This window comes from Spiribacter onubensis, from assembly GCF_040838425.1.
In the GTDB taxonomy this organism is placed as follows: domain Bacteria; phylum Pseudomonadota; class Gammaproteobacteria; order Nitrococcales; family Nitrococcaceae; genus Spiribacter; species Spiribacter onubensis.
The window spans coordinates 43,577-69,398 of the sequence record NZ_JBAKFI010000005.1 but is presented as its reverse complement, the minus strand read 5'-3'; the positions used below and the strand labels follow the sequence as shown (position 1 = coordinate 69,398).

The window sequence follows — 25,822 nt, the reverse complement described above, 5'->3', positions numbered from 1 at the left end:
CCAAAGGGCGCCTACTGACGGATCGCCCGGAGAGACGGGGCTATACAGAAACAGACGGAGGAGAAACGGATGAAGCTCTACAAAGCGCTTGCCATCACCGCGGCCGGCTCACTGTTCATGGGCGCCGCGCAGGCCGAGACCTACAAGATCGGCATCACCCAGAACAATGTCGGCGTCGACAGCTACCAGACGACCTATGAGCAGGCATTCATCGAAGCCGCCGAGGCCAACCCCGATGTTGAGGTCGTCGTCATGGATGCCGGTGGCGATGTCGCCCGCCAGATCCAGCAGATGGAGGACCTCATCCAGCAGAACGTCGACGCCATCATCATCTGGCCCACGAACGGGCAGGCGGTGATTCCGGCGGTCCGCAAGGCGGCCCAGGAAGACATCCCGGTGATCGTCACCAACTCCAACATCGCTGAAGAGGGCTTCGACTTCGTCGCCTCCTTCTCCGGACCGGACAACATCACCCAGGGCCGCCGGTCCGCTGAGATCATGTGTGACAAGTTCACGGAAATGGGTATCGAGGACGAGGCCCAGATCGTCCAGATCACGGGTCAGCCCGGCTACACCACGGCCATCGAGCGCGCACAGGGTTTCGAGGACCGCCTGCCTGAGGTCTGCCCCGACGTGACGCTGATGGAAACCCAGCCCGGCGACTGGAACCGCGAGAAATCCCAGACGGTGATGGAGGCTTTCCTCGTCAAGTACGACGACATTGATGGCGTCTATGCCGGTGACGACAACATGGGTGTCGGCGCGCTGAATGCCGCCAAGGCCGCCGGCCGCGACGGGATCATCTTCGTCGGTGCCACGAACTTCGCAGTCGGTTACGAGGCGATGGACCGTGGCGAGTACTGGGGATCGATCTACCAGTCACCGGTGGATGACGCCGAGGCCGCTCTGCAGACGGCGATCGATGTGTTGAACGGCGAGGACGTGCCCTTCCTCAACTACTTCGACACGCCGAAGATCACGCAGGACAACATGGACGAGTTCTCGAAGCCCGTCTTCTGATAACCCACCTGGATAAGCGGGCCTCTGCGGAGGCCCGCGCCGACCATCCGATTATCATCGAGTGACTGGGGAGCGCGTCATGGGGCGTGTATCTGGCCGATCCTGCATTGTCACCGGCGCCGCCCAGGGTATCGGGCGCGCCATCGGCGAGGCACTGCTGGATGAGGGTGCGAGCGTCTGCTTTGCGGATATCAACGGTGACAAGGTCGCCGCCGTGACCGAGGCGAACCGCGCTCGTGCCCGGACGAACGGCGCGGCGGTCATGGGCGCCACGGTGGATGTCACCGACCGCGCCCAGGTCCGCGACATGATCGACGGTGTGGTGGAGCGCTTCGGGCGGCTCGACATCAAGTTCAACAATGCCGGCGTCAACAAGCCGATGAACTTCCTCGATGTCACCGAGGAGAACTGGCGCCGGATCATGGATATCAACGGCCTCGGCGTGCTGATCGGCATGCAGGAAGCCGCGCGGCAGATGATCGAGCAGGGTGAAGGCGGCAAGATCGTGAATACGGCCTCGATCGCGAGTCGCCAGGGTTTCGACAATGTGGCGCCGTACTGCGCCTCGAAATGGGCCGTGGTGTCGTTGACGCAATCGGCGGCCCGGGATCTGGCGAAGCATGGCATTACCGTCACCGGCTTTGCGCCGGGTGTGGTGGCGACCGAGATGTGGGAGGAGGTCGACCGCGATCTGATGGCGATTGGCGCCTCCGAGCGACCCGGTCAGGCGATGGAGGAGTTCTCCGCTGACATCCTCAAGGGCCGCGTCGCCACGCCTGCCGACATAACGGGAACGACGACTTTCCTTGCCTCTCGCGACAGCGACTACATGACCGGACAGATCGTGATGATCGACGGCGGGATGACACTGGTCTGAGCGCCCACAGGGCAGCGCCGGACCCGGGGAGGAGAACATGGCTGACACTGCGACAAACCCGGTGAGTCTCAAGGCCGCCGGGAACTTCCTGGCCCGCCAGGGCATCCTGGTGGCCTTTGTCATTTTCATGGTGGGCTTCGCGCTCGCCAATGACCGCTTCCTCGACATGGACAATGTGCTGGGGGTGGTGCGCTCTTCCACCATTCTCGGCGTCATGGCGCTCGGGGTGACGTTCGTGGTCATCAGCGGCAATCTCGATCTCTCCGTGGGCTCGATGATGTCGTTTTCGGCCATCGTGGTCCTGGATCTCCACGACAAGATCGGCCCCGAACTGGCGATCCCGGCGATGTTCATCATGACGATGTCGCTCGGGGCGCTGATCGGCTTCCTGGTGGGTTACCTCAAGCTGAACTCGCTGATCGTGACCCTGGGCATGCTCTCTGCCATCCATGGGCTGACCCTCACCTACTCCGGCGGCAAGAACATCGACATTGCCGACAAGGAAGGCACCTGGTTCAGCATCTTCGGCCAGGGCACCGCCCTGGGCATTCCGGTTCCGATCCTGATCTTCCTTGGGCTCGCGGCGCTGCTCAGCATCCTCCTGACCAAGATGCCGTTCGGGCGCAAAGTGTATGCCGTGGGTGGCAATGGCACCGCGGCGACGTTCTCGGGCATCCGCCGCGCGCGGACCGTCTTCGCCTGCTATCTGGTCTCCTCCTTCTGCGTCGCCACGGCCGGGCTGATCCAGGCCAGCCGGTCGATGGGCAGTCAGAACACCGTGGGCCAGGGGATGGAGCTCGAGGTACTGGCCGCCATCATCCTCGGCGGCGCCTCGCTGATGGGCGGGTCCGGCACGGTATTCAAGACGGTGATCGGCGTTCTCATCCTCGGGTTCATCCAGAACGGGCTGCTGCTCATCGGCCTCGAGTTCTACGTCCAGTACATCGTGACGTGGATCATCATCATCCTGGCGGTGTGGCTCGACATCGCCGCCAAGCGCGGCCGTCTCTGGTCGCCGATCGCCTGAGGAGGACGGCCCGATGCAGAACGTCTACCTGCGCAAATTCCTCAAGCGAGGGGCAATCTGGGGCTTCATCGTGCTTGAGCTGATCTTCTTTACGGTGGCGGGCCATTTCCTGTCGCTCTCGGAAGCGAGCTTCCTCGACCCCGAGAACATGCTGCTCCTGCTCAAGCAGTCGGCACCCATCGGCATCATCGCCCTGGGCATGACCATCGTGATGATCAACGGCAACATCGACCTCTCGGTGGGCGCGACGTTCGCCCTGGCCGGTGTCGTGATGCTGGATTCCATGAGCTGGGCGGTCTTCGCCGGTCTCGGTGACTGGGTCATTCCGGTGGCCTGGCTGATCGCCCTCGCGACCGGAGCGTTCCTCGGCCTGATCAACGGCATGGTCGTCTGGAAGACCGGCGTCGATGCCTTCATCGTGACGCTGGGGGCGATGCTCGGTTTCCGCGGTCTGGTGTTCATGTTCAATGGTGAGCAGCCCACCTTCCATCTCAACTGGACCATGGTCGACATCGCCGAGTCGAGCTTCTTCGGCCTGGAGCTGCCGGCGATCGTCCTGCTCCTGTGCACATTGGTGTTGTGGCTGGTGATGACCCGCACGGTCCATGGCCGCAACGCCTACGCCATCGGTGACAACCGGGAGGCCGCGGTCAACGCCGGCATCAAGGTCGGCCCGCACATGGTCTGGAATTTCGTGCTCATCGGTTTTCTCGCGGCGCTGTCCGCCGTGGTCTTCTACTCGGCCAGCGGCTCCGTCAACCCCAATGACGGCATGCTCTACGAGCTCTGGGTGATCACGGCGGTCGTCCTCGGGGGTACCAAGCTGACCGGCGGCTCCGGGTCGATCATCAACACCCTCGGCGGCGTGATCGCCATCCAGATCCTGCGCAAGGGGCTGGGGCATATCGGGGCCGACACCGAAACCGTGAACCTCGTGATCGGATCCATCCTGATCGCGGTCCTGTTCCTCGACCGGCAGCTCAATCGCCGGGGCAGGGAGGAGTTGAAGGTATGACCGAGCGGAAACCGGCGCTGAGGCTGGAGAACATCGTCAAGACATTCCCGGGCGTCCGGGCGCTCAACGGCGTCAGTTTCGAGGTGATGCCGGGCGAGGTCCATGCCCTGCTCGGCGAGAACGGCGCCGGCAAGTCCACGCTGATGAAGGTCCTGGGTGGCGTCCATCAGCCCGACGAGGGGCAGATCTACATCGAAGAGTCGCCGGCGGTGATGACCAACCCGCTGGAGGCGAAATCCAAGGGCGTTGTCTTCATTCACCAGGAGCTGAGCCTCGCCGAGGAAATGACGGCGGCGGAGAACATCTATCTGGGGGAGCTGCCCCGCAAGCGCTTTGGTCGGGTCGATTGGCCCCGGTTGCGGGCCGATGCGGGGGGCATCCTCGATCGCTTGAACTGCGGATTCGGTCCGGACCAGGTCGTCGGCGAACTGTCCATCGCCAAGCAGCAGATGGTGGAGATCGCGCGGGCGCTGACAGTGGATGCCAAGGCCGTGATCTTCGACGAGCCCACCGCCTCACTGACCGATGCCGAAAAGGAAGTGCTGTTCGACATCATCCGTGACCTGCGGGCGCAGGGGGTGGGCATCGTCTACATCTCCCACCGCATGGAGGAGATCTTCCGAATCTCCGACCGCATCAGCGTCCTGCGCGACGGGACGTATCGCGGCACGCTGACCACGCGGGAGACGGACGAGGAAGCCGTCACCAAGCTGATGATCGGGCGCAGCCTCGACCTGTCGCGGCATGTCTCGGAGGGCGAGCTCGGCGAGGTCGCGCTCGAGGTACAGGGGCTGTCCTGCGGCAACCTATACGAGGACGTCAGTTTCAAGGTCCATGCCGGTGAGGTGGTCGGTTTCTACGGCCTTGTCGGTGCCGGGCGGACGGAGATCGCCGAGACCCTGTTCGGCCTGCGCTCGCCCAGTGCCGGGCGGATCCTGCTGAAGGGCGAGCCTGCGCGTATCCACTCACCGGTCGAGGCGATCGCCCATGGCATTTCGCTGGTGCCCGAGAGCCGCAAGGAGCAGGGCCTTGTGCTGGGCATGAACTGCCGCGACAACATGACGCTGCCCCAGGTGGATGACCTGACCGCCGGCCCGTTCGTCAGCGAGGGAGCGGAGATCGCCGTTTTCGACCAATACCGCGATCGCCTGCAGATCAAGACGCCGAGCTGGCGTCAGCAGGTGAAGAACCTCTCCGGGGGGAATCAGCAGAAAATCGTCATCGGCAAATGGCTGTCGATGCGACCGGACGTGCTGATCGTCGATGAGCCGACCCGCGGCGTGGATGTCGGATCCAAATCGGAGATTCACAACCTGATCCGTGAGCTCGCCGGCCAGGGGTATGCGGTCATCGTCATCAGCTCCGAGATGCCGGAAGTGCTGCATGTCTCCGACCGCGTGGTGGCCATGTATCACGGGCGCATCACCCGCACCTTCAGCGCCGGGGAGGTCAACGAGGACAACCTCGTGCAGGCGATCTCGGGGCTCGGCACCGAACCGGTGGCATGATGCGGGTGGGATTTGCGGGACTGGGGCGGATGGGCGTCGCGATGGCCCGGAACGTCGCGGCGGCCGGCCACGAGCTGACCGTCTGGAACCGGACCGCGGCGAAGGCCGAGGCCCTCGCCGCCGAGACGGGTGCTGCGGTGGCGCCGACGCCCAAGGCCCTGGCGGATGCCTCGGACATCGTGATCACGATGCTCGCCGATGACCCGTCATCCCATGCCGTCCACCTGGGCGGCGACGGGCTGTTCTCGGGACAGGCACCGATGATCTGCCTCGAGATGGGCACCATGAGTCCCGACCATATCCGTGCCCTGGCCGAGGGAGCGCCGGCGGGCATGACCGTGATCGATGCGCCGGTCTCCGGCGCCACCCCAGTCGCGGAAAAGGGTGAGTTGATGATCATGGCGGGTTGCTCCGAGGCCACAATGGAGCCGCTCATGCCGGTCCTGGAGGCCATGGGCAGGCATGTCATCTGTCTGGGTTCGACGGGTGCGGGCTCAGTGATGAAGCTGGCCATCAACTCGCTCATCCACGGCATCAACCAGACACTCGCGGAGGCCATGACCCTGGCCGAGGCGGCGGGCATTCCGCCACGGTCGGCTTTCGACGCGATCGAGGCATCCGCCGCCTGCGCCCCCATGATCAGCTACCGCCGCCCGCTCTACCTGGATGAAGCGGCCCACGAGGTGACCTTCACCGTGGCGCTGGCGCGCAAGGACATGGAGGTTACGGCGGCGCTCGCCGAGGCCCAGGGCACCGGCATGCCGCAGGGGCGGGTGACGCTGGAGAAGCTGAAGGCAGCCGAGGCATGCGGGTACGGAGCGCGTGACATGGCCTCAATGCTTGATTTCATGCGCGAGGGGGAACGATGAAAGCAGCGCTTTTCGTGGGCGGCTGGGAAGGCCATGCGCCCACCGAGTTCGCGGACTGGTGTGAAGATCTGCTGACGCGGGACGGTTTCCAAGTGGATGTTCATGACACGCTGGCGCCGCTGGCCGACCCCGACGGGATGCGGGACGTTGACCTGATCGTGCCCATCTGGTCATCCGCGCGCTCGGCCCATCAGCCCGAGTTCGGCAACATGACCAAGGAACAGGAGGACGGGCTGTTGGAACTGGTGGCCAGCGGCTGCGGGATGGCGGGATGGCACGGGCATATGGGCGATGCATTCCGCGACCGGCCCACCTATCACTTCCTGATCGGCGGCCAGTTCGTGGCGCATCCGCCGGGCTGGCCCGACAATGCGGTGCCATCCGATGATTTCGTGGATTACGACGTCACGGTGACGCGTCCCACCGACCCCGTCATGCAGGGCATCAAGAGCTTCCGTCTGCATTCAGAGCAGTACTACATGCTGGTCGACCCCTCCAACGAGGTGCTGGCGACCACGACATTCTCCGGTGATCATCTCTGGTGGATCGAGGGCACCGTGATTCCGGTGGTCTGGAAACGCCGCTGGGACCAGGGGCGGATCTTCTACTGCTCGATCGGGCATACGCTGGACGACCTGAAGGTGCCGCAGGTGACAGAGATTATCCGCCGGGGCGCCCGCTGGGCTGCGCGGGCGCAGTAAGTGCGGCGCCGACCCGGCGCCTGCCGTCAGGTCGGGCGGGTCGGCTCCGCGAAACGTCTTCCATCTGAAAACGAGGAATATCCATGAAACTTGTTCGCCATGGCGCGCCCGGCGCCGAAAAGCCGGGGCTGCTCGATCCATCCGGCCGTGTCCGCGACCTCTCGGGGGTGGTGCCCGATATCGCCGGCCAGGCCCTGCGTCCGGCAGGACTGAGCGCCCTGAACGATCTCGATGTCGACTCACTGCCCGTCGTCGCCGGAACCCCTCAGGAGGATCTGCGGCTCGGGCCCTGCGTCGGTGGCATCGGCAAGTTCGTCTGCATCGGTCTCAATTACGCTGATCATGCCGAAGAGGCCGGTATGCCGATCCCGCCTGAGCCGATCATCTTCAACAAATGGACCTCTTCCGTGGTCGGGCCGAACGACCCGATTCAGGTGCCCCGTGGCTCCGAGAAGACCGACTGGGAGGTGGAGCTGGGTGTGGTCATCGGCGAGCCGGGCGCCTACATCGACGAGTCGCAGGCGATGCGGCATGTCGCGGGCCTCTGCGTGGTCAACGATGTCTCCGAGCGCGAATTCCAGATCGAGCGCGGCGGTACCTGGGACAAGGGCAAGGGCTGTGACACCTTCGGTCCCACTGGTCCATGGCTGGTGACCCTGGATGAGATCCCCGATCCCGATGCACTGGATATGTGGCTGGATGTGGACGGCGTGCGCATGCAGACCGGCTCCACGGCGACGATGATCTTCCGGATTCCGGAGCTGGTCTCCTACTGCAGCCGTTTCATGAGCCTGCAGCCCGGCGATATCATCTCCACCGGTACGCCGCCCGGCGTCGGCATGGGGCAGTCTCCCCAGCGCTATCTGCACGGCGGGGAGGTTGTCACCCTCGGCATCGCCGGCCTGGGCGAGCAGCGCTCGGCGGTTCTGCCATCCCGGGATCTCGGCTGATGGTGCGCTCCCGAGCCGTTTGACGTGTATATTGGGCGGGAGTCAACACGAACGCGTGAGGAGTCTCGGTCGATGAAACGATGCAGTCAAATGATCGGTGCGTTGATCGCCGCCGGCCTTGCGTTGCCGGCGGCAGCCGATTCCCTGGACATCAACCTGAGCGGTGATGCCGCACAGGTGGGCTACACGAAGGCACTGGACCGCGACGATCTGGAAGCCGGCGCGGCATTCATGCATCACGACAGCGGCGGCAATATCGTCGAGGCGGATCTGCACCTCGTGGACCGTCCAGAGCCGGGCCGTAACACCCTGGTGCTTGGCATCGGCGGCAAGATCCCCTACATCAACGATGACCATCGCAGTGCCGACGGCGCGGCGCTCGCCATCGGCGGCAAGCTGCGCTGGACCCTGCCGGACTATAACCGCGCCGGCGTGGCGGGCAGCGCCTACTACGCCCCGTCGGCCACGTCGGTGCATGACATCGACGGGTACCGGGAATACTCGTTCCGCGGCGAGTTCCGCATTCTCGAGGACGCCGATGTCTACCTCGGCTACCGCCGCATCGAGCTGAGCTACGATGGCTCGGGTGGCGACCGGAACTTCGACGATGGCGTTTACGCGGGCTTCAACGTCGACTTCTGACCGCCGGGGCCGCTGGCTGGCGGCGGTGACCGCGGGGCTGCTGGCGGTGGTGGCGCTTGTGCCCATGGCCCGGGCGCAGGATGAGGCCGGCGTGGCGGAACCGTTGGCTCCGGAGACCCTGGCCTCGGTGCTCATGTACCACCGCGTGGGTAATCCGGAGCATCCGAGCACCAGCGTGACCCGCGAGCAGTTCCGGGCGCATCTCGATTACCTGGAACGCAACGATTTCAACGTCGTGCCCCTGGGCCGGGTGGTGGAGGCCCTGCAGACCCGCCAGCCGCTACCCGATCGCACGGTGGCCATCACCTTCGACGATGCCTACGCCAGCGTGCACGAGGTTGCCGGCCCCATGCTCATGGCCCGTGGCTGGCCCTACACGGTCTTTGTCAGCACCGGCGCCGTGGATGCCGGCTACGAGGGCTATCTCGACTGGGATCAGCTGCGCGGGATGGCGGCGGGCGGCGCGCGTTTCGGCAACCACTCGCGCTCCCACGATCCATTGTTCGTCCGTCATGATGATGAGACGCGGCCACAGTGGCGCGCCCGGATCGAGGCGGATCTGACGGCGGCCCGACAGCGCCTCACCGACGAGCTGGGGGAGGCCCTCTACCAGTCGCCGCCGCTGCTGGCCTACCCCTACGGCGAGTACAGCCTCGAACTGATGGATCTGGCCGCGGAGATGGGGTTTGTCGCGTTCGGGCAGCAATCGGGTGCCATCGGCATTCACTCCAATTCCCTGGCATTGCCGCGCTATGCGATGAATGAGCGCTTCGCCGGGCTCGACGGCTTTGCGCTGAAAGTGAATTCGCGGGCCCTGCCGGTGGTGGACCAAGAGCCACTGGACCCGGTTCGGGAGGACTCACAGGCACCGCGGCTGACCCTCACGCTGGCCCCCCTGCCGGAAGACTCGACCGCCCAGCTCGCCTGTTACTACGAGGGCGAACGCCTGCTCCCGGAATGGCTTGAGGACGGAGTGCGGTTCGCGGTGCGCGGCGGGGCGGACCTGCCGGTGGGCCGCAGCCGCTACAACTGCACCGCGCCGGATGACGCCGGTCGCTACTACTGGTTCAGTCACCTCTGGATCCGGGGCCGTGGCGGCACATGAGGGTCATGCCCCCCAATGGCCCCCGCCTGCTGCAGATAAGCGACACGCACCTGTTCGCCGATCCGGCGGCGGAGCAGGCGGGTGTCGTCCCCGAGCTCCGCTTGCGGGCCACGCTGCGGGCGATGGCCCCCTGGGCGGCCACCGCGGACGGGCTGCTGCATACCGGCGATCTGGTCCACGATGGCAGTGCCCGCGGTTATCAACGACTGCGCCGGGCATTGCGATCGCTGGATCTGCCGGGCCTCGTCATGCCGGGCAACCATGACGACCGCGAAGGGCTGCACGCCGCCTTCGCCACGGGGCCGGTGAGCGCCACACGGACCCTGCGACTGGGGGACTGGACGCTGATCGGGCTCGACTCCCTGCGGACCGGCGAGGTGCCCGGTCACCTGGGCGAGGCGGAACTCGCCGCGCTGGACAGGGCGCTGGCGGATTGCACGACCGCCTATTGCCTGGTGGCATTGCATCACCCGCCGTTCCCGGTGGGCACGCCCTGGCTGGACGCCATCGGCCTCGACAACCCCGGCGCACTATTCCGGCGACTGGCGGCGGATCACCGTGTCCGGGCCGTGGTCTGTGGCCATGTCCACATGGCATTCGACGGCCATGCCAATGGCTGCCGCGCCCTCTCCACGCCGGCCACCGCCGCCCAGTTCCTCGCCGGTGCCGAGGCCTTTGCCATCGACCGCGGACCCCCGGCGTTCCGCTGGCTCGACCTGCGCGCCGACGGCGGCATCGATACCGACGTGGTGCGCGTGACCGGCGTTTGATCCGCCGGGCTTTCCAGCCCCCGGAACAGCCTTTAGGGTAACGATGGAATTTCATTCAACGATGGAGGCAAAGGCGATGGAGTATCGCTCGTGGATGTGTGTGGTCTGCGGCTGGATTTATGAGGAGGAAGACGGTCTGCCCGATGAGGGGATCGCTCCCGGCACCCGCTGGGAGGATATCCCGGATGATTTCGTCTGCCCCGAGTGCGGTGCGGGCAAGTCTGACTTTGAAATGATCGAAATCTGATCATGGCGCGGGCCATCGCCGGGCTCTACGTCATCACCGACGCCCGCCGGCCGCGCCGGGTCGCGCTGGAGTCCGCCGTCGAGTCGGCATTGCGTGGCGGCGCCCGGGTGGTGCAGTACCGTGACAAGTCCGATGATGCCCGCCGTCGGCACCAGGACGCGAAGACCCTCGCTACGCTCTGCCGGGCGCGTGGAGCGACGTTCATCGTCAACGATGATGTAGAGCTGGCGGTGGCGGTCGCGGCGGATGGCGTCCATCTCGGCCGCGATGACGATGACCTGGCCGCGGCACGGGCGGCGCTGGGGCCCGGGGCGCTCATCGGCGTGTCCTGCTACAACGAAATCGAGCGGGCACGCCGGGCGGCCGCTGCCGGGGCGGATTACCTGGCCTTCGGCAGTGTCTACCCCTCGGCCACCAAGCCCGAGGCGGTGCATGCCCCGCTGACGCTGTTCGCCGAGGCCAGAAGTTTTACCGATCGGCCACTGGTGGCCATTGGCGGCATCAACGCCGACAATATCGCGTCGGTGATCACCGCCGGTGCCGATGCCGCGGCGGTGGTCGATGCGGTCTTCGCCGCGCCGGATGTCGAGCAGGCAACGGCCGAGCTGGTGGCATGCGGCTTCGGCCCGGCGCCGGACTGAATCCAGACCAGGGGATAGCAACAACCATGTCGAATCGATCCGAGCAGCTTTTTACCGAGGCCCAGCGGCACCTGGTCGGGGGCGTCAACTCCGCGGTGCGGGCGTTCCGTTCCGTGGGTGGGACCCCGGTGTTCATGCGCCGTGGTGAGGGCGCCTGGATCGAGGACGTCGATGGTAAGCAGTACGTCGACTACGTCCTCTCCTACGGTCCGCTGGCCATCGGCCATGCCCATCCCGAGGTCGTGCGCGCCATCTGCGACACCGCCGCCAGCGGCACCAGCTTCGGCGCCCCCACCGAGCTCGAGACCGAGCTCGCGGTGCTGGTGCGTGAACTCATGCCGGGTATTGAGCGCATCCGCATGGTCAACTCCGGCACCGAGGCATGCATGAGCGCGGTCCGACTGGCACGGGGCTATACCGGCCGCGACCGCGTGCTCAAGTTCCGCGGCAACTACCACGGCCATGTCGATGCGCTGCTGGTGGAGGCGGGCTCTGGCGTGCTCACGCTCGGCATCCCCGGCTCGCCGGGCGTGCCGGCCTCGGTCACCGAGACCACCCTGACCGCGCCCTTCAATGACATTGACGGCGTCCGGCAGCTGTTCGCTGAGTATGGTGATTCCATCGCGGCAGTGCTGGTTGAGCCGGTCGCGGGCAACATGAACTGCATCCCCGCCCTGCCTGCCTTCCTGGAGGGGCTGCGCGAGATCTGCGATGACAGCGGCGCGCTGCTTGTATTCGACGAGGTCATGAGCGGCTTCCGGGCGGCCCTTGGCGGCGCCCAGGCCTGGTACGGCGTCCGGCCCGACCTCACGTGCCTTGGCAAGGTGATCGGCGGCGGCCTGCCGGTGGGTGCCCTGGGCGGGCGCGCCGGGATCATGGATCATCTGGCGCCGACTGGCCCGGTTTACCAGGCTGGTACCCTTTCGGGCAATCCGCTGGCCATGGCCAGTGGGCTGGCGACGCTGCGCAATCTGGCCCGGCCCGATGTGCACGCTGATGCCGAGGCCTGGACCGGCCGGCTGCTGACCGGCCTGCGCGAACGGGCCGACCGGGCGGGTATACCGCTGCGCACGCATCAGGCCGGCACGATGTTCGGGCTGTTCTTTACCGACAGTGACCGGGTCATCGGTTTCGAGGATGTCGCCAACTGCGATGCCGAGCGTTTCGTGCGCTTCTTCCACGGCATGCTTGAGGCCGGCGTCTACCTCGCCCCGTCTGCCTTCGAGGCGGGTTTCGTGTCCACCGCCCATGACGAGGCGGCGCTCAGCCATACACTGGATGCGGCCGAGCGGGTGTTCGCCGATCTGTGAGCGGGCTCGAAGCGGCCCTTGAGCCGGTCTTTGCCTGGCTGGCCGCGAATCCGGCCTGGGCCGGGGCGTTCATCGGGCTGATCGCCTTCGCTGAATCACTGGCGCTGGTGGGCCTGCTGGTCCCCGGCGCCTTTCTCATGTTCCTCGCCGGCGCCGCCGTCGGCGGCAGCAATATCGATATCCTGCCCATGCTCGCCTGGGCCGTCGTGGGAGCGGTGGCCGGCGACAGTCTGAGCTACTGGCTGGGCCGGCATTTCCGCGATCAGTTGCGGGGTTTCCCCGTCGTCCGGCGCTATCCGGGTGCCCTGGCCAGGGCCGAGAGCCTGTTCCATCGGCATGGTGGCAAGAGTGTGGTCATCGGGCGTTTCGTCGGGCCGGTGCGGCCAGTCATCCCGGCGGTGGTGGGGATGCTGGGGATGCCGCCGGGGCGCTTCCTGCTGGCCAACGTCAGCTCGGCGCTGGCGTGGGCCCCGGCCTACCTGCTGCCCGGCGTGGTGTTCGGTGCCTCGCTGGTGCTTGCCATGGAAGTCATGGGCCGGCTCATGGCCTGGCTGGTGCTCGGCTTCGGCGGTTTTTTCCTGTTGCGCTGGCTTATCCCGCGGATCGATCGGCCGCTGCGACTCGCCGGCAACCGACTGGCCCGTGCCGTTGGCCGCCACCCGCCACCCGGCCAGTGGGGGCAGTGGCTGCGTCCCCTGCATGCCGCTCTGCGGGCATTGCGTCACCGGCAGGGATGGCTCTGGTGGCTGGCGTTTGTCGCGTTCCTGGGCACGCTGACGGAAGCCCTGTGGACGCCGGGTCCTCAGGGCTGGGAGCGGGGGCTGCTGGCGCTGGCGGAGGCCCAGCGCGGTGATCTCTTGCGTCGGACCGCCTGGGTCATGACCCAGGCCGGCGGTCTCCTGCCGGTGAGTCTGGCCACAGTGGCGCTGGCGGCGGCGCTGTGGCGCGCCGATGAAAGGCGCCGGGCCCGGTTCGCGGTGTTCGGTGTGGTCAGCGCCGTGCTCGTCGCCTATGCGCTCAAGGGCCTGCTGGGCACGCCCCGGCCCAATGGCCTGACGGCCACGGCGGAGTTCGCCGCCGCCTTCCCCAGCGCCCATGCCGCCGGCATCGCCGCGCTGGTGACCGTCTGGGTCACGGTGCTGCCGCCGCGGGTGCGCCTGCTTCGCTGGCTGACGCTGCTGGCGGGCGCGCTGGTCATGACACTGGTCGCCCTGACCCGCCTTCTGCTGGGGGTGCACTGGCCGCTGGATATCGTTGGTGGCCTTGCCCTGGGGATCACCCTGGGAGCCCTGCCGGGTGTGGTCGGCGGCGCCCGTCAGGCAGGGCGGCATCGGGGGATGTCCGTCGTCCTCTCCGCGGGCGTGCTGCTGGCGGCGACCGGCGTCACGCAGATGCTCGATTGGCCGGATCCCATCAATGCCTACCCCGAGCCCGCGGACCGGTCCGTGCCGATCCGTTCCCTCGATGACCCGCTGGCCACGCACCGCCTGGGCCTGGGCGGCCCGGCCGAGGGTTTCGTGGCGCAGTGGCAGGGCGGGGAACAGGTCCCGGCCGGTTTCGAGCCGGACTGGCAGCCGGCTCCGCCATGGCGCTGGCAGACCCTGCTACGGTGGATCAGTCCGCGGCCTTCGGCGGCGCGACTGCCGGTGCTGCCCCGCTGGCACGACGGCCGCCGTCCCGATGCCGTACTGATCCGGGTGGGGGAGGATCCGCGCCGGCGCTGGGTGCTGCGTGCCTGGCGCGGCGCAGTGACGCCCGACGGGCCGATCTGGCTGCTGAGCCTGGAGCGCGATGTCATTCGCCCGGGCGTGCTGCTGCCGCGGCTACGCCGCCATGCGCCTGGGCCCGAGGCGCTCGCGGCCCTGCTGGGGCCGGCCAGCCAGCGCGCCGGCCTCGTCCGGCTACCGGGGCCGGTGCCCCGCTATCGCTCGTCGTCGGATGCGGCTGCGGCCAGTCCCCAGGGCGGCACCAGCCCCTGATCGATCCCGAGCCGATCGAGCACCCGCGCCACCACGAAATCCACCACGCCGGTAATCTCGGTCGGGCGGTGATAGAAGCCGGGGTTGGCGGGCAGCATCACGGCCCCCATGCGCGTGAGACGCAGCATGTTCTCGAGATGGATTTCGGAGAGGGGCGTCTCGCGGGGCACCAGGATCAGCTGACCCCGCTCCTTGAGCACGACATCGGCGGCCCGCTCGATCAGCGCCTCGCTGCTGCCCGAGGCGATCCGTCCCAGCGTCCCCGTGGTGCAGGGGCAGACCACCATCTGCCGCGGCGCCCCGGAGCCCGAGGCCACCGGCGCGGTCCAGGCCTTGGATCCGAACACCTGGAGCTGGCCGCCGGCGGCGCTGAAGCGCTCGCTGAGCGCCGCCGCCATGTCCGCCGGGCGCCCCGGCAGCGCCAGGTCATGCTCCATTTTCAGCACCAGTCGCCCGGCCTCGGAAATCAACAGGTAGACCGGCCGGCCGGCGGCGATCAGGCACTCCAGCAGGCGTAATCCGTAAATCCCGCCGGAGGCACCGGTAATGGCCAGAGTGATCGGTTCGGTTTTCATGCACCAGCTCCTGTCGTGCCGAAGGCCTCCAGCAGGCGATCGTGAATCCCGCCGAAGGCGCCGTTACTCATGACCACCACCGTATCGCCGGGCGCGGCGGCGGCGACGATACGCTCGATCAGGCCATCAATGTCGGGGGCGGTGGTGGCGCGCGCTGCCAGCGGCGCGAGTGCCGCGCCCACGTCCCAGTCCAGTGCCGGGTCGGCGAGGACGAAGGCCTCATCCGCCGCCGCCAGGGCTGTCGCCAGATGACCGGCATGGACGCCCTGTTTCATGGTGTTGGAGCGCGGCTCCAGCACCGCCAGCAGCCGCCCCCCCGTCGGTTCCGCACGCAGGGCCTCGAGCGTGGCAGCGATCGCCGTGGGGTGATGGGCGAAGTCATCCAGCACCGTGACGCCGCCGGCCTCACCGCGCCATTCCAGGCGTCGGCGCACGCCCCGGAATCCTGTCAGCGCGGCGACTGACTGATCGAGCGGGACGCCGGCATGTCGGGCCGCCAGCAGCGCGGCGGCGGTGTTCATGGCGTTGTGCCGGCCCGGCAGGGGCGGCTCGAAGCGCTGTCCGTTCAGTCGCCAGTCGCCGCCCTCCCCCTGCAGGCGATAGGCCGCCGCCGTCTGCCCGCCGAAGGCGATCCGCTCGCTCCAGCAGCCCTGCGCCAGCACGCGGCCCAGCGCGCGGTCGTCGGCGTTCACCACAATCCCGCCAGTGCCGGGCACGGTACGGACCAGATGGTGAAACTGCCGCTCGATCGCCGCCAGATCGGGGAAGATGTCGGCATGATCGTACTCAAGGTTATTCAGCACCAGCGTTCGCGGACGGAAGTGGACGAATTTCGAGCGCTTGTCGAAAAAGGCCGTGTCGTACTCATCGGCCTCGATGACGAAAAACGGTGAGCGGCCGAGACGCGCGGAGCTTTCGAAGTTCCCCGGCAGCCCGCCGATCAGGAACCCCGGCGCCAGGCCGGCGGCATCGAGCAGCCAGGCCACCAGGCTCGCGGTCGTGGTCTTGCCGTGGGTGCCGGCCACCGCGATCACCCAGCGATCGCGCAGGAGGTGGCGCGCCAGCCAGTCCGGACCGGAGGTGTAATCGAGCCCGCGATTCAGGGTGGCCTCCACCGCCGGGTTGCCGCGGGAGAGGGCGTTACCGATGACCACCGTCTCCGCCGACTCCGCCTCGGCCAGCGTCTCATAGCCCGTATGGACCGTGATCCCGGCCTCCGCCAGGACCGCACTCATGGGCGGGTAAAGGGGGCCATCCTGGCCGGTGACCCGATACCCGGCCTGGCGGGCGAGAACAGCCAGACCGGCCATGAAGGTGCCGCCGATCCCCAGGATGTGGAGATGGCTCATACGCCGCTCGCGGCGCGCACGAAGGCGCTACCGCCGAATATGTAGGCCAGCGTGATGCCCAGGCTCAGCATACCGCCCAGGCCCAGGGCCGAGCGCAGGATGTGATTGACCACCGCGATGTTCCAGATGAGCAGTAGCAGAAAGCTCAGGGCACCGATGGGGCTCGCCTGCTCCGGACTGCCCACGAACAGCAGCACCGGCAGCGCCACCAGCGAGATGACCGCATCGGTTCCGAACAGCGCCGTCGCGCTCTGGATGAAGCGCGCCGCATGACCCCGCAGCCACAGCGCCAGGGCCAGGAAGGCCAGGTTGTAGCCCGCCAGCAGGGCGATCTGCAGCAGCGGCTCCGCCTGCGGCGTGAAGCGCTGGATGACGGGTACGTTGATGGCGGCCGTCACGGCGATCGCCATGCCCATCAGGCCGGCGGAACAGGGCAGGTCCTCGGGGCCGGCCCGCAGCAGGGCGATGGCGATCAGACGTTGTACGGGGTTGCTTTGCGACATCGCGATCGGTGGTCCACCAGCTGACAAAAAACGACGCAGGGTTGAATCCATTGGCCCGTCTGGGGTTGCATGCATGGTACCGAGTAAATGGACCGGCGTCGCGAGGGAGGGACTGGATGCTGGATCGGTTTCTGCACGATGGCATTGAGTGGGGGAGTCTGACCGTCGAGCGCCCCGGGGGGCAGACCCGGCATTTCGGGTCGGGGCAGCCTGAGGCGGACATCTCCATCCACGACCCTCGGGTCGAGCGGCGTGTGCTCAGTGATCCCGACTTCATGCTGGGTCAGACCTACATGGAGGAGGGCTGGAGTACCACCGACCTGCGCGCCTTGCTGGCGGTGCTCATGGGCAACTTCGACGACCCCGAGCCCGGTAGCGCCAGACGTCTCGCCCAGGCCGCGATCCGTCCGCTGCAGCAGTGGAATCGCCGGGCGGCGAGCCGCCGCAACGTGGCGCATCACTACGATCTCGACGAGTCGCTGTTCCGGCGCTTCCTCGATACCGACATGCAGTACTCCTGCGCCTACTGGCCGGACGGCGTCGAGGACCTGGAGAACGCCCAGGCGGCGAAGCGCGCGCTCATCCGCCGCAAGCTCTGCCTCGAGCCGGGCCAGCAGGTGCTGGACATCGGCTGCGGCTGGGGCGGACTCGCCATCGAACTCGCTGAGCAGGCCGATGCGCGCGTGATCGGCCTGACGCTCTCCGAGGAGCAGGCCCGGGTCGCCCGCGACCGGGTGCGGGAGCGGGGGCTGGAGGATCGCGTGGACATCCGCATCCAGGACTATCGCGATGTCCCCGAGCGCTTCGACCGGATCGTCAGTGTGGGCATGTTCGAGCACGTCGGCGCCAGCTACTACGACACCTATTTCCGCGCCCTGCACGATCATCTCACCCCCGACGGGGTTGTGCTCCTGCACACCATCGGCCGGCTCGGCCGACCCGGCGTGACCAATGCCTGGATCCGCCGCTATATCTTCCCCGGTGGGTACATTCCGTCGATGTCCGAAGTCAGCGCCGCCATCGAGCGTCAGCACCTGGCGACCACGGATCTCGAGGTCCTGCGCCTGCACTATGCCTACACCCTCGCCGCCTGGTTCGAGCGCTTCCAGGCGGTCCGCGGGGAGGTGGCGGCGGAGAAGGGCGAGCGCTTCTGCCGGATGTGGGAGTTCTACCTCGCCGCCAGCGAGATGGCGTTCCACTACCGGGGGCTGGTGGTCTTCCACTTCCAGCTGGCCGCCGATCAGACCGCCGTCCCGCTGTCGCGGGACTATCTGCATGAGGCTGCCGGCGCCGCTGCTTGCTAGACTCTTGCCCGAATACGGGGAAGGGGACTCACCATGCCAGCGAAAAACGCCTTCTACGCGCAGTCCGGCGGGGTTACCGCGGTCATCAACGCCAGCGCCGCCGGCGTCATCGAGACAGCGCGTGAGCATCCGGCGCAGATCGGCACCGTCTATGCCGGCGTGAACGGCATCCTCGGTGCGCTGCACGAGGAGCTGATTGATACCGCTGCCGAGTCCGCCGAGACCATCGCCGCGCTACGGCACACCCCGGCCGGTGCCTTTGGCTCGGCGCGCTACAAGCTCAGGGGGCTGGAGGAGAACCGCGCCGAATACGAACGCCTGATCGAGGTGTTCCGCGCCCACGACATCGGCTATTTCTTCTACAACGGCGGTGGCGATTCGCAGGACACGGCGCACAAGGTCTCACAGCTGGGCGAGGCCATGGGCTACCCGGTCACCTGCATCGGCGTGCCCAAGACCGTCGACAACGACCTGCCGGTCACCGATACCTGCCCCGGTTTCGGCTCGGTGGCCAAGTACGTCGCCGTCGCCACCCGCGAGGCGGGCCTCGACGTGGCCTCCATGGCCGAGACCTCCACCCGGGTCTTCATTCTCGAGACCATGGGCCGTCACGCCGGCTGGATCGCCGCCGCCTCGGCGCTGGCCCGCGAGCAGGACGGGGATCCACCGCATGTCATCCTGCTGCCCGAGGTGCCGCTGGACGAGCAGCGTTTCCTCGATCGCGTCCGCCGCAGCGTCGAGGACTTCGGCTACTGCGTGGTCGTGGTCTCCGAGGGCGTGAAGACCGCCGACGGCCGCTTCCTCTCCGACCAGGGCACCCGCGACGCCTTCGGCCATGTCCAGCTTGGTGGCGTGGCGCCTGTGGTGGCCGCGATGATCAAGAACCACCTCGGCTACAAGTACCACTACGCCATCGCCGATTATCTGCAGCGGGCGGCACGGCATATCGCCTCGGCCACTGATGTCGAGCAGGCCCATGCGCTCGGCCGGGCCGCGGTGGAGCTGGCGCTCGCCGGCCGCAATGCCGTGATGCCCACCATCGTGCGCGAGTCCGACAGCCCCTATCGCTGGCATATCGGCGAAGTGGCGCTGGAGGCGGTGGCCAACCGCGAGGCGAAGATGCCCGAGGAGTACATCGACGGGAGCGGCTTTTTCGTCACCGAGGCGGCGCTGCGCTACCTGCGCCCGCTCATCGCCGGTGAGGACTATCCGCCCTACCGCGATGGGCTGCCCGACTACGCCCGGCTGCGCGGCCAGCGCGTCGCCCGGCGGCTGGCTCCCTTCGGGACCTGACCCGGCCGGGGCGGCTGCGTATAATCCAGCAAGTTTTCAATCCATTGGACCAGGAGCAAGCGCATGGCGTACCAGGGTATCGACGCGGGCAAGAAGCTGCCGGACGACATCAACATCATCATCGAGATCCCGGCGAACGCCGATCCGATCAAGTACGAGGTCGACAAGGACTCCGGGGCCATCATGGTGGACCGGTTCATGGGAACGGCCATGCACTATCCGGCCAACTACGGCTACATCCCCGATACCCTCTGCGGTGATGGTGATCCCCTGGATGCGCTGGTGGTCACGCCCTTTCCCCTCGCCGTGGGCTCGGTCATCCGCTGCCGGCCGGTGGGCATGCTGGAGATGACCGACGAGGGCGGCGAGGATGCCAAGCTGCTCTGTGTGCCGATCAGCAAGCTCACGCCCATCTACGATCATGTCAAGGCGCCGGAGGATCTGCCGGCCCTGCTCCTCGAGCAGATCAGCCATTTCTTCGAGCGCTACAAGGACCTCGAGCCCGGCAAGTGGGTCAGGGTCAATGGCTGGAAGGGCTACGACGCCGCGGTCGCCGAGATCAACGACTCCGTCAAGCGCTTCGGCGGCTGACCGGCATGGTCAAGCTGACCCGCATCTACACCCGCACCGGGGATACCGGTCAGACAGGCCTTGGTGATGGCAGTCGCGTGGCCAAGACGGACCCCCGCGTGACGGCCTACGGCACCGTCGACGAGCTCAACGCCCTGCTCGGCATCTGCCGGCTGCATGCCGCCGGCGAGCTCGACCAGGCACTGGCGCGCATCCAGAACGACCTCTTCGACGTGGGCGCCGACCTGTGCACGCCGGAGCAGGACGATCCGCCGTTCGAGCCGCTCCGTGTCGCCGGCGCCCAGGTGGACTGGCTGGAAGCGGAAATCGATCGGGTCAATGCCGGCCTCGAGACCCTGCGCTCCTTCGTGCTGCCGGCGGGCAGTCCGGCGGCCGCGCATCTGCACCATGCCCGCACGGTGGCGCGGCGGGCGGAGCGGGATACCGCGGCGCTGGCGGCGACTACGCCCATCAACGAGGAAGTGCTGCGTTATCTCAACCGGCTGTCGGATTACCTGTTCGTCCTTGCCCGCGACGCCAATCGGGAGGCCGGCGGCGATGTGCTCTGGCAGCCCGGCGAAAACCGCTGAGCATGGCCTGGCATCAGGTGGCCTTCGAGTTGGCGGCCGACCGGGTCGGGCTGGCCGAGGCCGCACTGGAGGCCGGCGGAGCCGAGGCCGTCACCTGGGGGGAGGCGGCGGGCAGCGCCGCGGTGCTTGAGCCGCCACCCGGCGAGACGCGGCTCTGGGATCATGTCCGTATCGAGGCCCTGTTCCCCGCCGACGCCGACCGGGCCGCCATCCGCCGGGTGGTGGCCGCCGCCCTCGGCGCGCTGCCGGCGGACTGGCAGGAATCGACGCTTGCCGATCAGCCCTGGGAGCGGGCCTGGCTGGATCATTTCCAGCCCCAGCCGTTCGGCACCGGCCTCTGGGTGGTGCCCTGGGGCATGTCGCCGCCCGACCCGGAGGCGGTCAACATCCGCCTGGATCCTGGCCTTGCCTTCGGCACCGGCACCCATCCCAGTACGGCGCTGTGTCTCGAGGCCCTGGCCGCCGAGCCGCCGGTGGGCGAGACGGTGATCGACTATGGCTGCGGCTCCGGTGTGCTCGCCGTCGCTGCCCTGCTGCTGGGCGCCGAGCGCGTGGTGGCGGTGGACAACGATCCCCAGGCCGGCACCGCCACCCGCGACAATGCCGAGCGCAACGGCGTGGCCGACCGGCTCGAGGTGCTTGAGCCGGGTGCGCCCCTGCCTGAGGCCGACCGGGTGCTGGCGAACATTCTGGCCGGCGTGCTGCAGTCACTCGCGCCGACGCTCATTGGCGCCCTGCGGACGGGCGGCCGGCTGACCCTGGCGGGGATCCTGGCCGAGCAGGCCGACGCCGTGCGCGCCGCCTACCAGCCCGCCTGCCGATTCGCGCCAGCCGTGGCCCGGGATGGCTGGGTACGGCTCGATGGCGAGCGCCGGGCGCTTTAATGGCTCCGGCGTTGTGGTTATGATCCCCGGCTTTACCCCGAAGGACTGAGCTCATGGCAGACGACTCCGCCCAGGATTGTTCAGGTGTCGGTCCCATCCGTGCCTGCGTGCACGAGACGGTGACCGCCTACTTTGAGCAGCTCGACGGACACAGCTGTCATGATCTCCACCGCATGGTCATCGAGCAGGCCGAAGCGCCGCTGCTCGAAGTGGTCATGCGCGAATGCGCCGGCAACCAGACCCGGGCGGCGGAAGCGCTCGGCATCAACCGGGGAACGCTGCGCAAGAAACTGCGCCAGTACGGCCTCGAGGACTGAACAGCACGGAGTCATCTCATGGCGGCAGCGGCCCGCACCATGCCCGTTCGCCGGGCCCTGATCAGTGTTTCCGACAAGACCGGCGTAGCGCCCCTGGCCCGCGCCCTCGCCGACCACGGCATTGAAATCCTCTCCACCGGTGGGACCGCCCGTCTGCTGCGCGATGCCGGCGTGCCGGTGATCGAGGTGGGCGAGTACACCGGTTTCCCCGAGATCATGGCCGGCCGGGTGAAGACGCTCCACCCGCGCATCCACGGTGGCCTGCTCGGCCGGCGTGGTGAGGACGAGGCGGTGATGGACGCGCAGGACATCCCGCCGATCGATCTGCTCGTGGTCAACCTCTATCCCTTCGAGCAGACCGTGGCACGCCCGGACTGCATGCTGCCGGAGGCCATCGAGAACATCGACATCGGCGGCCCGGCCATGCTTCGGGCCGCGGCGAAGAACCATGCCGGCGTTGGCGTCGTCACCGATCCGGCCCAGTACGATCGGGTGCTGGCGGCGGTCGCCGGGACCGGTGGCCTGGATGACGCCCAGCGGTTCGAACTGGCTGTGGCGGCGTTCAATCATGTCGCCCGCTACGATGCCGCGATCAGCAACCATCTCTCGGCACGCGCCATCGACGGCGAGCCAACCGGCTTTCCGGGCCAGTTCAATGCCACCTGGGAGAAGGCCGCGGATCTGCGCTACGGCGAGAACCCCCATCAGGCGGCGGCGTTCTATCGCGATCCGCAGGCCGTCGCCGGCAGCTTCGCGCACTATCACCAGCGCCAGGGCAAGGCACTCTCCTACAACAACCTGGCCGATGCCGATGCCGCCTGGACCTGTGCCGGCGCCTTCGATGCGCCGGCCTGCGTGATCGTCAAGCACGCCAACCCCTGCGGCGTGGCGGTGGCCGCCGACCTGAAGACGGCTTATGACGCCGCCTTCGCCACCGACCCCACCTCGGCGTTCGGTGGCATCATCGCCTTCAACCGGCCGCTCGACGAGGACACCGCGCGCGCCATCATCGATCGACAGTTCGTCGAGGTCATGCTGGCGCCGGCGGTGAGTGAGGGCGCGCTCGCCGTCATCGGCCGCAAGGCGAACGTCCGCGTCCTCGAGATCGCCGATGGGCCGGTCATGCCGACAGGCTGGCGGCTCCAGCCCCTCGGCGGCGGCCTGCTGGTCCAGGACCAGGATATCGCCCTCACCGGCGATCAGGGCCTGCGCTGCGTGACGCGCGAGCCGGTGGATGAGGCGCTGCAGGCGGATCTGGACTTCGTCTGGCGGGTGGCGAAGTTCGTCAAGTCGAATGCCATCGTCTACGGCCGCGAGGGCCGCACCCTCGGCATCGGGGCAGGGCAGATGAGCCGCGTGGACAGCGCCCGCATCGGCGTGCGCAAGGCCGAGGATGCCGGCCTGTCACTGAATGGTTCGGTACTCGCCTCGGATGCCTTTTTTCCGTTCCGCGACGGCATCGACCAGGCGGCGGCGGCCGGCGTGCGCGCCATTATCCAGCCCGGCGGCTCGATGCGTGATGAAGAAGTGATCGCCGCCGCCGACGAGCACGGGATCGCCATGCTGTTCACCGGCATGCGGCATTTCCGTCACTGATCGAGGAGCGAGTGCAATGAACATCCTGGTAGTCGGCAACGGCGGCCGTGAACATGCCCTGGCCTGGCGCCTGTCCCGATCACCACGGGCGGGCAACGTCTATGTGGCCCCGGGCAATGCCGGCACCGCCCGTGAACCCGGCGTGCATAACGTCAACGTGGGCGCCGAGGATATCAATGGCCTCTGCGATGTGGCCCGCCAGCTCGAGGTGGACCTGACCGTCGTGGGACCGGAGGCGCCGCTGGCGGCCGGCATCGTCGACGCCTTCCAGGCCGCCGGTCTGGCCTGCCTGGGTCCGCATCGGGCGGCCGCCGAGCTGGAGGCCTCCAAGGCCTTCGCCAAGGACTTCTTCGCCCGGCATGCCATCCCCAGCGCCGACTATCAGAGCTTCGACGATCTGGATGCCGCCCGGGCCTACATCCGCGAGCGCGGGGCACCGCTCGTGATCAAGGCCGACGGTCTCGCCGCGGGTAAGGGCGTGACCATCGCCCGTACCCTCGACGAAGCGCTGATCGCCGCCGAGGACATGCTCGGCGGTGCCTTCGGCGCCGCCAGCGAGCGTATCGTGGTGGAGGACTTTCTCACCGGCGAGGAGGCGAGCTTCATCGCCCTGGTGGATGGCGAGACCGTGCTGCCGCTGGCCAGCTCCCAGGATCACAAGGCCCGCGATGCCGGGGACCAGGGGCCGAATACCGGTGGCATGGGGGCCTACTCGCCGGCGCCGGTGATCACCGATGCCGTCCATGAGCGCATTCTCGAGGCCGTGATCCGGCCGACCGTACGCGGACTCGTGGCCGAGGGCCGGGGCTTCAAGGGCTTTCTGTACGCCGGCCTGATGATTGATGACCACGGTGAACCGCGGGTGCTCGAATTCAACGTGCGTCTGGGTGATCCCGAGACCCAGCCCATTCTCATGCGCCTGCGGTCGGATCCGGTGGATCTGTTCGAGGCCACCCTGGATGGCCGGCTCGGCGGACAGCGCGTGGACTGGGATCCCCGCCCCTGCCTGGGCGTGGTGCTGGCGGCCGGTGGTTATCCGGGTCAGTACGAACGGGGGCATGTCATCCATGGGCTGCCGACCGCTGAACGACCCGACGCCAAGGTCTTCCACGCCGGAACGGTGCTGGATGACGAGGGCCGTGTCCTCACCGCGGGTGGGCGGGTGCTCTGCGCCTGTGCCCTGGGCGATGACATCATCGCCGCGCAGAAGGCGGCCTATGACCTCGCCGAAGGCATCAGCTGGGCGGGGCGTTTCATGCGCCCGGACATCGGCTACCGGGCCGTTCAGGCCCTGCTCGGGGAGTAACACCCATGCCGCAGACCATGACGCTCGCCCTGTGGTGCGTACTGATCGCCGCCTTCATCCCCTTCGTGTTCGCCGGTATGGCGAAATCGCAGGGCCGCTTCGACAATGCCCGCCCGCGCGCCTGGCTGGCCGAGCTGCAGGGCTGGCGGCAGCGGGCCCACTGGGCGCAGCTCAACACCTTCGAGGCCTTCCCTCCGTTCGCCGCCGGTGTGATCATCGCGGAGATGACCGGCGGTAGTCAGGCCTGGGTGAACGGGCTCGCCGTGGCCTTCGTCCTCCTGCGCCTCGGCTATGGCTTTGCCTATGTCGCTGATCGCCCGACACTGCGCAGTCTCGTCTGGACCGGCGCGTTCGGCTGCACGGTGGGGCTATTCCTGACCGCCGCCTTCGTCCGCGCCTGAATCCCTCCGGCGCGGGCCGTGGGGCCGGGTGGCCAGGAACACCACCCCGAAGGCCATGAGGCCTGTCGCCGCCAGTCGCGCATAGAGCGGCTCGACGCTCACCCACATCCAGGCCCAGCTGAGGGCAATGACCACCAGGGCGGTGATCTTGGCCCGCGGCCGGATCGCCCGGTGGTCACGCCAGTCCCGCAGTAGTGGCCCGAACCGCGGGTGACTGTAGAGCCAGGCATGCAGTGCGGGCGAGCTCCGCGAGGCACACATCGCCGCCAGCAACAGGAACGGGGTAGTGGGCAGCAATGGCAGAACCACCCCGACACTGCCGAGGCCGATGAAAAACAGCGCCAGCGCCAGCCAGGCCCGCCGCACCAGCGTGGCGCGCAGGCCGCGGGTCGGCCGCTCGGTGGCGGTGCGCTCCGGCTCATGATCCCGATTCAACGGGTTTTTCTCCTGTCCTGCTGATCCGCCTGATCCAA

General features: G+C 67.7%; 28 protein-coding genes. 24 read left to right on the top strand and 4 right to left on the bottom strand.

All coding sequences use genetic code 11. The annotated features are described in order from the left end of the window. Nucleotides 1–69: 69 nt before the first annotated feature. The 15 genes from V6X63_RS09385 (at nucleotide 70) to V6X63_RS09315 (ending at nucleotide 14,661) form a co-directional block, all read left to right on the top strand. Nucleotides 70–1,020 (top strand): sugar ABC transporter substrate-binding protein, encoded by a 951-nt coding sequence (locus tag V6X63_RS09385; RefSeq protein WP_367967948.1) that lies wholly within the window; start codon nucleotides 70–72, stop codon nucleotides 1,018–1,020. Between the two features lie 79 nt (nucleotides 1,021–1,099). Beyond that, the gene (locus tag V6X63_RS09380) at nucleotides 1,100–1,897 is read left to right on the top strand and encodes an SDR family oxidoreductase (protein WP_367967947.1); all 798 of its coding nucleotides are present in this window, start codon (nucleotides 1,100–1,102) and stop codon (nucleotides 1,895–1,897) included. Nucleotides 1,898–1,934: 37 nt separating this feature from the next. Then, entirely contained in the window at nucleotides 1,935–2,924 is a 990-nt protein-coding gene (locus tag V6X63_RS09375; RefSeq protein WP_367967946.1) for an ABC transporter permease, read from the top strand. 13 nt (nucleotides 2,925–2,937) lie between these two features. After that, entirely contained in the window at nucleotides 2,938–3,939 is a 1,002-nt protein-coding gene (locus V6X63_RS09370; protein WP_367967945.1) for an ABC transporter permease, read from the top strand. After that, entirely contained in the window at nucleotides 3,936–5,447 is a 1,512-nt protein-coding gene (locus V6X63_RS09365) for a sugar ABC transporter ATP-binding protein (RefSeq protein WP_367967944.1), read from the top strand. Before V6X63_RS09370 ends, V6X63_RS09365 begins: the two co-directional genes overlap by 4 nt. Continuing rightward, complete coding sequence (locus V6X63_RS09360; protein ID WP_367967942.1) at nucleotides 5,444–6,316, top strand: NAD(P)-dependent oxidoreductase; 873 nt, start codon at nucleotides 5,444–5,446, stop codon at nucleotides 6,314–6,316. The genes V6X63_RS09365 and V6X63_RS09360 overlap by 4 nt, the downstream gene beginning before the upstream one ends. Beyond that, nucleotides 6,313–7,017 (top strand): ThuA domain-containing protein, encoded by a 705-nt coding sequence (locus tag V6X63_RS09355; protein WP_367967941.1) that lies wholly within the window; start codon nucleotides 6,313–6,315, stop codon nucleotides 7,015–7,017. Before V6X63_RS09360 ends, V6X63_RS09355 begins: the two co-directional genes overlap by 4 nt. An 83-nt stretch (nucleotides 7,018–7,100) precedes the next feature. Further along, complete coding sequence (locus V6X63_RS09350) at nucleotides 7,101–7,967, top strand: fumarylacetoacetate hydrolase family protein (protein ID WP_367967940.1); 867 nt, start codon at nucleotides 7,101–7,103, stop codon at nucleotides 7,965–7,967. 72 nt (nucleotides 7,968–8,039) lie between these two features. Continuing rightward, nucleotides 8,040–8,609, top strand: coding sequence for a YfaZ family outer membrane protein (locus V6X63_RS09345; protein ID WP_367967939.1), 570 nt, complete (start codon nucleotides 8,040–8,042; stop codon nucleotides 8,607–8,609). Further along, the gene (locus tag V6X63_RS09340) at nucleotides 8,575–9,714 is read left to right on the top strand and encodes a polysaccharide deacetylase family protein (protein WP_367978729.1); all 1,140 of its coding nucleotides are present in this window, start codon (nucleotides 8,575–8,577) and stop codon (nucleotides 9,712–9,714) included. Before V6X63_RS09345 ends, V6X63_RS09340 begins: the two co-directional genes overlap by 35 nt. A 5-nt stretch (nucleotides 9,715–9,719) precedes the next feature. Further along, the gene (locus V6X63_RS09335) at nucleotides 9,720–10,484 is read left to right on the top strand and encodes a phosphodiesterase (RefSeq protein WP_367978728.1); all 765 of its coding nucleotides are present in this window, start codon (nucleotides 9,720–9,722) and stop codon (nucleotides 10,482–10,484) included. Nucleotides 10,485–10,560: 76 nt separating this feature from the next. Beyond that, entirely contained in the window at nucleotides 10,561–10,731 is a 171-nt protein-coding gene (locus V6X63_RS09330; RefSeq protein ID WP_367967935.1) for a rubredoxin, read from the top strand. Between the two features lie 2 nt (nucleotides 10,732–10,733). Beyond that, nucleotides 10,734–11,372 (top strand): thiamine phosphate synthase, encoded by a 639-nt coding sequence (thiE, locus tag V6X63_RS09325; RefSeq protein WP_367978727.1) that lies wholly within the window; start codon nucleotides 10,734–10,736, stop codon nucleotides 11,370–11,372. A 26-nt stretch (nucleotides 11,373–11,398) separates the two neighbouring features. Then, a complete protein-coding gene (hemL, locus tag V6X63_RS09320) occupies nucleotides 11,399–12,682 on the top strand; it encodes a glutamate-1-semialdehyde 2,1-aminomutase (protein WP_367978726.1) in 1,284 nt (427 codons plus the stop codon). Next, nucleotides 12,679–14,661: a VTT domain-containing protein gene (locus V6X63_RS09315; protein WP_367967931.1), complete on the top strand. Its 1,983-nt coding sequence runs from the start codon at nucleotides 12,679–12,681 to the stop codon at nucleotides 14,659–14,661. Before hemL ends, V6X63_RS09315 begins: the two co-directional genes overlap by 4 nt. Here the strand turns inward: V6X63_RS09315 and V6X63_RS09310 are convergent. The 3 genes from V6X63_RS09310 to V6X63_RS09300 are packed head-to-tail and all read right to left on the bottom strand — an operon-like array spanning nucleotide 14,604 to nucleotide 17,088. Beyond that, nucleotides 14,604–15,236, bottom strand: coding sequence for a flavin prenyltransferase UbiX (locus tag V6X63_RS09310; RefSeq protein ID WP_367978725.1), 633 nt, complete (start codon nucleotides 15,234–15,236; stop codon nucleotides 14,604–14,606). The genes V6X63_RS09315 and V6X63_RS09310 overlap by 58 nt on opposite strands. After that, a complete protein-coding gene (mpl, locus tag V6X63_RS09305; RefSeq protein WP_367978724.1) occupies nucleotides 15,233–16,585 on the bottom strand; it encodes a UDP-N-acetylmuramate:L-alanyl-gamma-D-glutamyl-meso-diaminopimelate ligase in 1,353 nt (450 codons plus the stop codon). The genes V6X63_RS09310 and mpl overlap by 4 nt, the downstream gene beginning before the upstream one ends. Further along, nucleotides 16,582–17,088 (bottom strand): hypothetical protein, encoded by a 507-nt coding sequence (locus V6X63_RS09300; protein WP_367967928.1) that lies wholly within the window; start codon nucleotides 17,086–17,088, stop codon nucleotides 16,582–16,584. The genes mpl and V6X63_RS09300 overlap by 4 nt, the downstream gene beginning before the upstream one ends. A gap of 116 nt (nucleotides 17,089–17,204) precedes the next feature. On the opposite strand from V6X63_RS09300, the gene V6X63_RS09295 reads away from it, so the two are divergent. From V6X63_RS09295 to V6X63_RS09255, 9 genes are all read left to right on the top strand, one after another. Continuing rightward, nucleotides 17,205–18,392, top strand: a complete 1,188-nt coding sequence (locus V6X63_RS09295) for a class I SAM-dependent methyltransferase (RefSeq protein WP_367967927.1) — start codon at nucleotides 17,205–17,207, stop codon at nucleotides 18,390–18,392. Between the two features lie 33 nt (nucleotides 18,393–18,425). Beyond that, the gene (locus V6X63_RS09290; protein ID WP_367967926.1) at nucleotides 18,426–19,685 is read left to right on the top strand and encodes a 6-phosphofructokinase; all 1,260 of its coding nucleotides are present in this window, start codon (nucleotides 18,426–18,428) and stop codon (nucleotides 19,683–19,685) included. A gap of 63 nt (nucleotides 19,686–19,748) precedes the next feature. Then, nucleotides 19,749–20,276, top strand: a complete 528-nt coding sequence (gene ppa / locus V6X63_RS09285; RefSeq protein ID WP_367967924.1) for an inorganic diphosphatase — start codon at nucleotides 19,749–19,751, stop codon at nucleotides 20,274–20,276. Between the two features lie 5 nt (nucleotides 20,277–20,281). Next, nucleotides 20,282–20,845: a cob(I)yrinic acid a,c-diamide adenosyltransferase gene (locus tag V6X63_RS09280; protein WP_367967923.1), complete on the top strand. Its 564-nt coding sequence runs from the start codon at nucleotides 20,282–20,284 to the stop codon at nucleotides 20,843–20,845. Between the two features lie 2 nt (nucleotides 20,846–20,847). After that, nucleotides 20,848–21,729, top strand: a complete 882-nt coding sequence (prmA, locus tag V6X63_RS09275) for a 50S ribosomal protein L11 methyltransferase (protein WP_367967922.1) — start codon at nucleotides 20,848–20,850, stop codon at nucleotides 21,727–21,729. Nucleotides 21,730–21,782: 53 nt separating this feature from the next. Then, on the top strand, nucleotides 21,783–22,046 hold the full coding sequence (locus tag V6X63_RS09270) for a helix-turn-helix domain-containing protein (protein ID WP_367967921.1): 264 nt from the start codon (nucleotides 21,783–21,785) through the stop codon (nucleotides 22,044–22,046). Nucleotides 22,047–22,064: 18 nt separating this feature from the next. After that, nucleotides 22,065–23,642 (top strand): bifunctional phosphoribosylaminoimidazolecarboxamide formyltransferase/IMP cyclohydrolase, encoded by a 1,578-nt coding sequence (purH, locus tag V6X63_RS09265; protein WP_367967920.1) that lies wholly within the window; start codon nucleotides 22,065–22,067, stop codon nucleotides 23,640–23,642. Nucleotides 23,643–23,658: 16 nt separating this feature from the next. Next, nucleotides 23,659–24,948 carry a phosphoribosylamine--glycine ligase gene (gene purD / locus V6X63_RS09260; protein WP_367967918.1) on the top strand — a complete coding sequence of 430 codons (1,290 nt, stop codon included), beginning with the start codon at nucleotides 23,659–23,661 and terminating at the stop codon, nucleotides 24,946–24,948. Between the two features lie 5 nt (nucleotides 24,949–24,953). Continuing rightward, the gene (locus tag V6X63_RS09255; protein WP_367978723.1) at nucleotides 24,954–25,349 is read left to right on the top strand and encodes an MAPEG family protein; all 396 of its coding nucleotides are present in this window, start codon (nucleotides 24,954–24,956) and stop codon (nucleotides 25,347–25,349) included. Here V6X63_RS09255 and V6X63_RS09250 read toward each other — a convergent pair. After that, the gene (locus tag V6X63_RS09250) at nucleotides 25,317–25,784 is read right to left on the bottom strand and encodes a YbaN family protein (protein WP_367978722.1); all 468 of its coding nucleotides are present in this window, start codon (nucleotides 25,782–25,784) and stop codon (nucleotides 25,317–25,319) included. The genes V6X63_RS09255 and V6X63_RS09250 overlap by 33 nt on opposite strands. Nucleotides 25,785–25,822 lie beyond the last annotated feature (38 nt).

Bases quoted from the DNA above. Each gene is read 5' to 3' on its own strand.
- purH (WP_367967920.1), top strand. From the start codon at position 22,065: ATGGCGGCAGCGGCCCGCACCATGCCCGTTCGCCGGGCCCTGATCAGT.
- V6X63_RS09300 (WP_367967928.1), bottom strand. From the start codon at position 17,088: ATGTCGCAAAGCAACCCCGTACAACGTCTGATCGCCATCGCCCTGCTG.
- V6X63_RS09255 (WP_367978723.1), top strand. From the start codon at position 24,954: ATGCCGCAGACCATGACGCTCGCCCTGTGGTGCGTACTGATCGCCGCC.
- V6X63_RS09340 (WP_367978729.1), top strand. From the start codon at position 8,575: ATGGCGTTTACGCGGGCTTCAACGTCGACTTCTGACCGCCGGGGCCGC.
- V6X63_RS09360 (WP_367967942.1), top strand. From the start codon at position 5,444: ATGATGCGGGTGGGATTTGCGGGACTGGGGCGGATGGGCGTCGCGATG.
- V6X63_RS09310 (WP_367978725.1), bottom strand. From the start codon at position 15,236: ATGAAAACCGAACCGATCACTCTGGCCATTACCGGTGCCTCCGGCGGG.
- V6X63_RS09280 (WP_367967923.1), top strand. From the start codon at position 20,282: ATGGTCAAGCTGACCCGCATCTACACCCGCACCGGGGATACCGGTCAG.
- V6X63_RS09365 (WP_367967944.1), top strand. From the start codon at position 3,936: ATGACCGAGCGGAAACCGGCGCTGAGGCTGGAGAACATCGTCAAGACA.
- hemL (WP_367978726.1), top strand. From the start codon at position 11,399: ATGTCGAATCGATCCGAGCAGCTTTTTACCGAGGCCCAGCGGCACCTG.
- V6X63_RS09350 (WP_367967940.1), top strand. From the start codon at position 7,101: ATGAAACTTGTTCGCCATGGCGCGCCCGGCGCCGAAAAGCCGGGGCTG.
- V6X63_RS09385 (WP_367967948.1), top strand. From the start codon at position 70: ATGAAGCTCTACAAAGCGCTTGCCATCACCGCGGCCGGCTCACTGTTC.
- V6X63_RS09370 (WP_367967945.1), top strand. From the start codon at position 2,938: ATGCAGAACGTCTACCTGCGCAAATTCCTCAAGCGAGGGGCAATCTGG.
- V6X63_RS09380 (WP_367967947.1), top strand. From the start codon at position 1,100: ATGGGGCGTGTATCTGGCCGATCCTGCATTGTCACCGGCGCCGCCCAG.
- purD (WP_367967918.1), top strand. From the start codon at position 23,659: ATGAACATCCTGGTAGTCGGCAACGGCGGCCGTGAACATGCCCTGGCC.
- V6X63_RS09355 (WP_367967941.1), top strand. From the start codon at position 6,313: ATGAAAGCAGCGCTTTTCGTGGGCGGCTGGGAAGGCCATGCGCCCACC.
- V6X63_RS09290 (WP_367967926.1), top strand. From the start codon at position 18,426: ATGCCAGCGAAAAACGCCTTCTACGCGCAGTCCGGCGGGGTTACCGCG.
- thiE (WP_367978727.1), top strand. From the start codon at position 10,734: ATGGCGCGGGCCATCGCCGGGCTCTACGTCATCACCGACGCCCGCCGG.
- prmA (WP_367967922.1), top strand. From the start codon at position 20,848: ATGGCCTGGCATCAGGTGGCCTTCGAGTTGGCGGCCGACCGGGTCGGG.
- V6X63_RS09270 (WP_367967921.1), top strand. From the start codon at position 21,783: ATGGCAGACGACTCCGCCCAGGATTGTTCAGGTGTCGGTCCCATCCGT.
- mpl (WP_367978724.1), bottom strand. From the start codon at position 16,585: ATGAGCCATCTCCACATCCTGGGGATCGGCGGCACCTTCATGGCCGGT.
- V6X63_RS09295 (WP_367967927.1), top strand. From the start codon at position 17,205: ATGCTGGATCGGTTTCTGCACGATGGCATTGAGTGGGGGAGTCTGACC.
- V6X63_RS09375 (WP_367967946.1), top strand. From the start codon at position 1,935: ATGGCTGACACTGCGACAAACCCGGTGAGTCTCAAGGCCGCCGGGAAC.
- V6X63_RS09345 (WP_367967939.1), top strand. From the start codon at position 8,040: ATGAAACGATGCAGTCAAATGATCGGTGCGTTGATCGCCGCCGGCCTT.
- V6X63_RS09330 (WP_367967935.1), top strand. From the start codon at position 10,561: ATGGAGTATCGCTCGTGGATGTGTGTGGTCTGCGGCTGGATTTATGAG.
- V6X63_RS09335 (WP_367978728.1), top strand. From the start codon at position 9,720: ATGCCCCCCAATGGCCCCCGCCTGCTGCAGATAAGCGACACGCACCTG.
- ppa (WP_367967924.1), top strand. From the start codon at position 19,749: ATGGCGTACCAGGGTATCGACGCGGGCAAGAAGCTGCCGGACGACATC.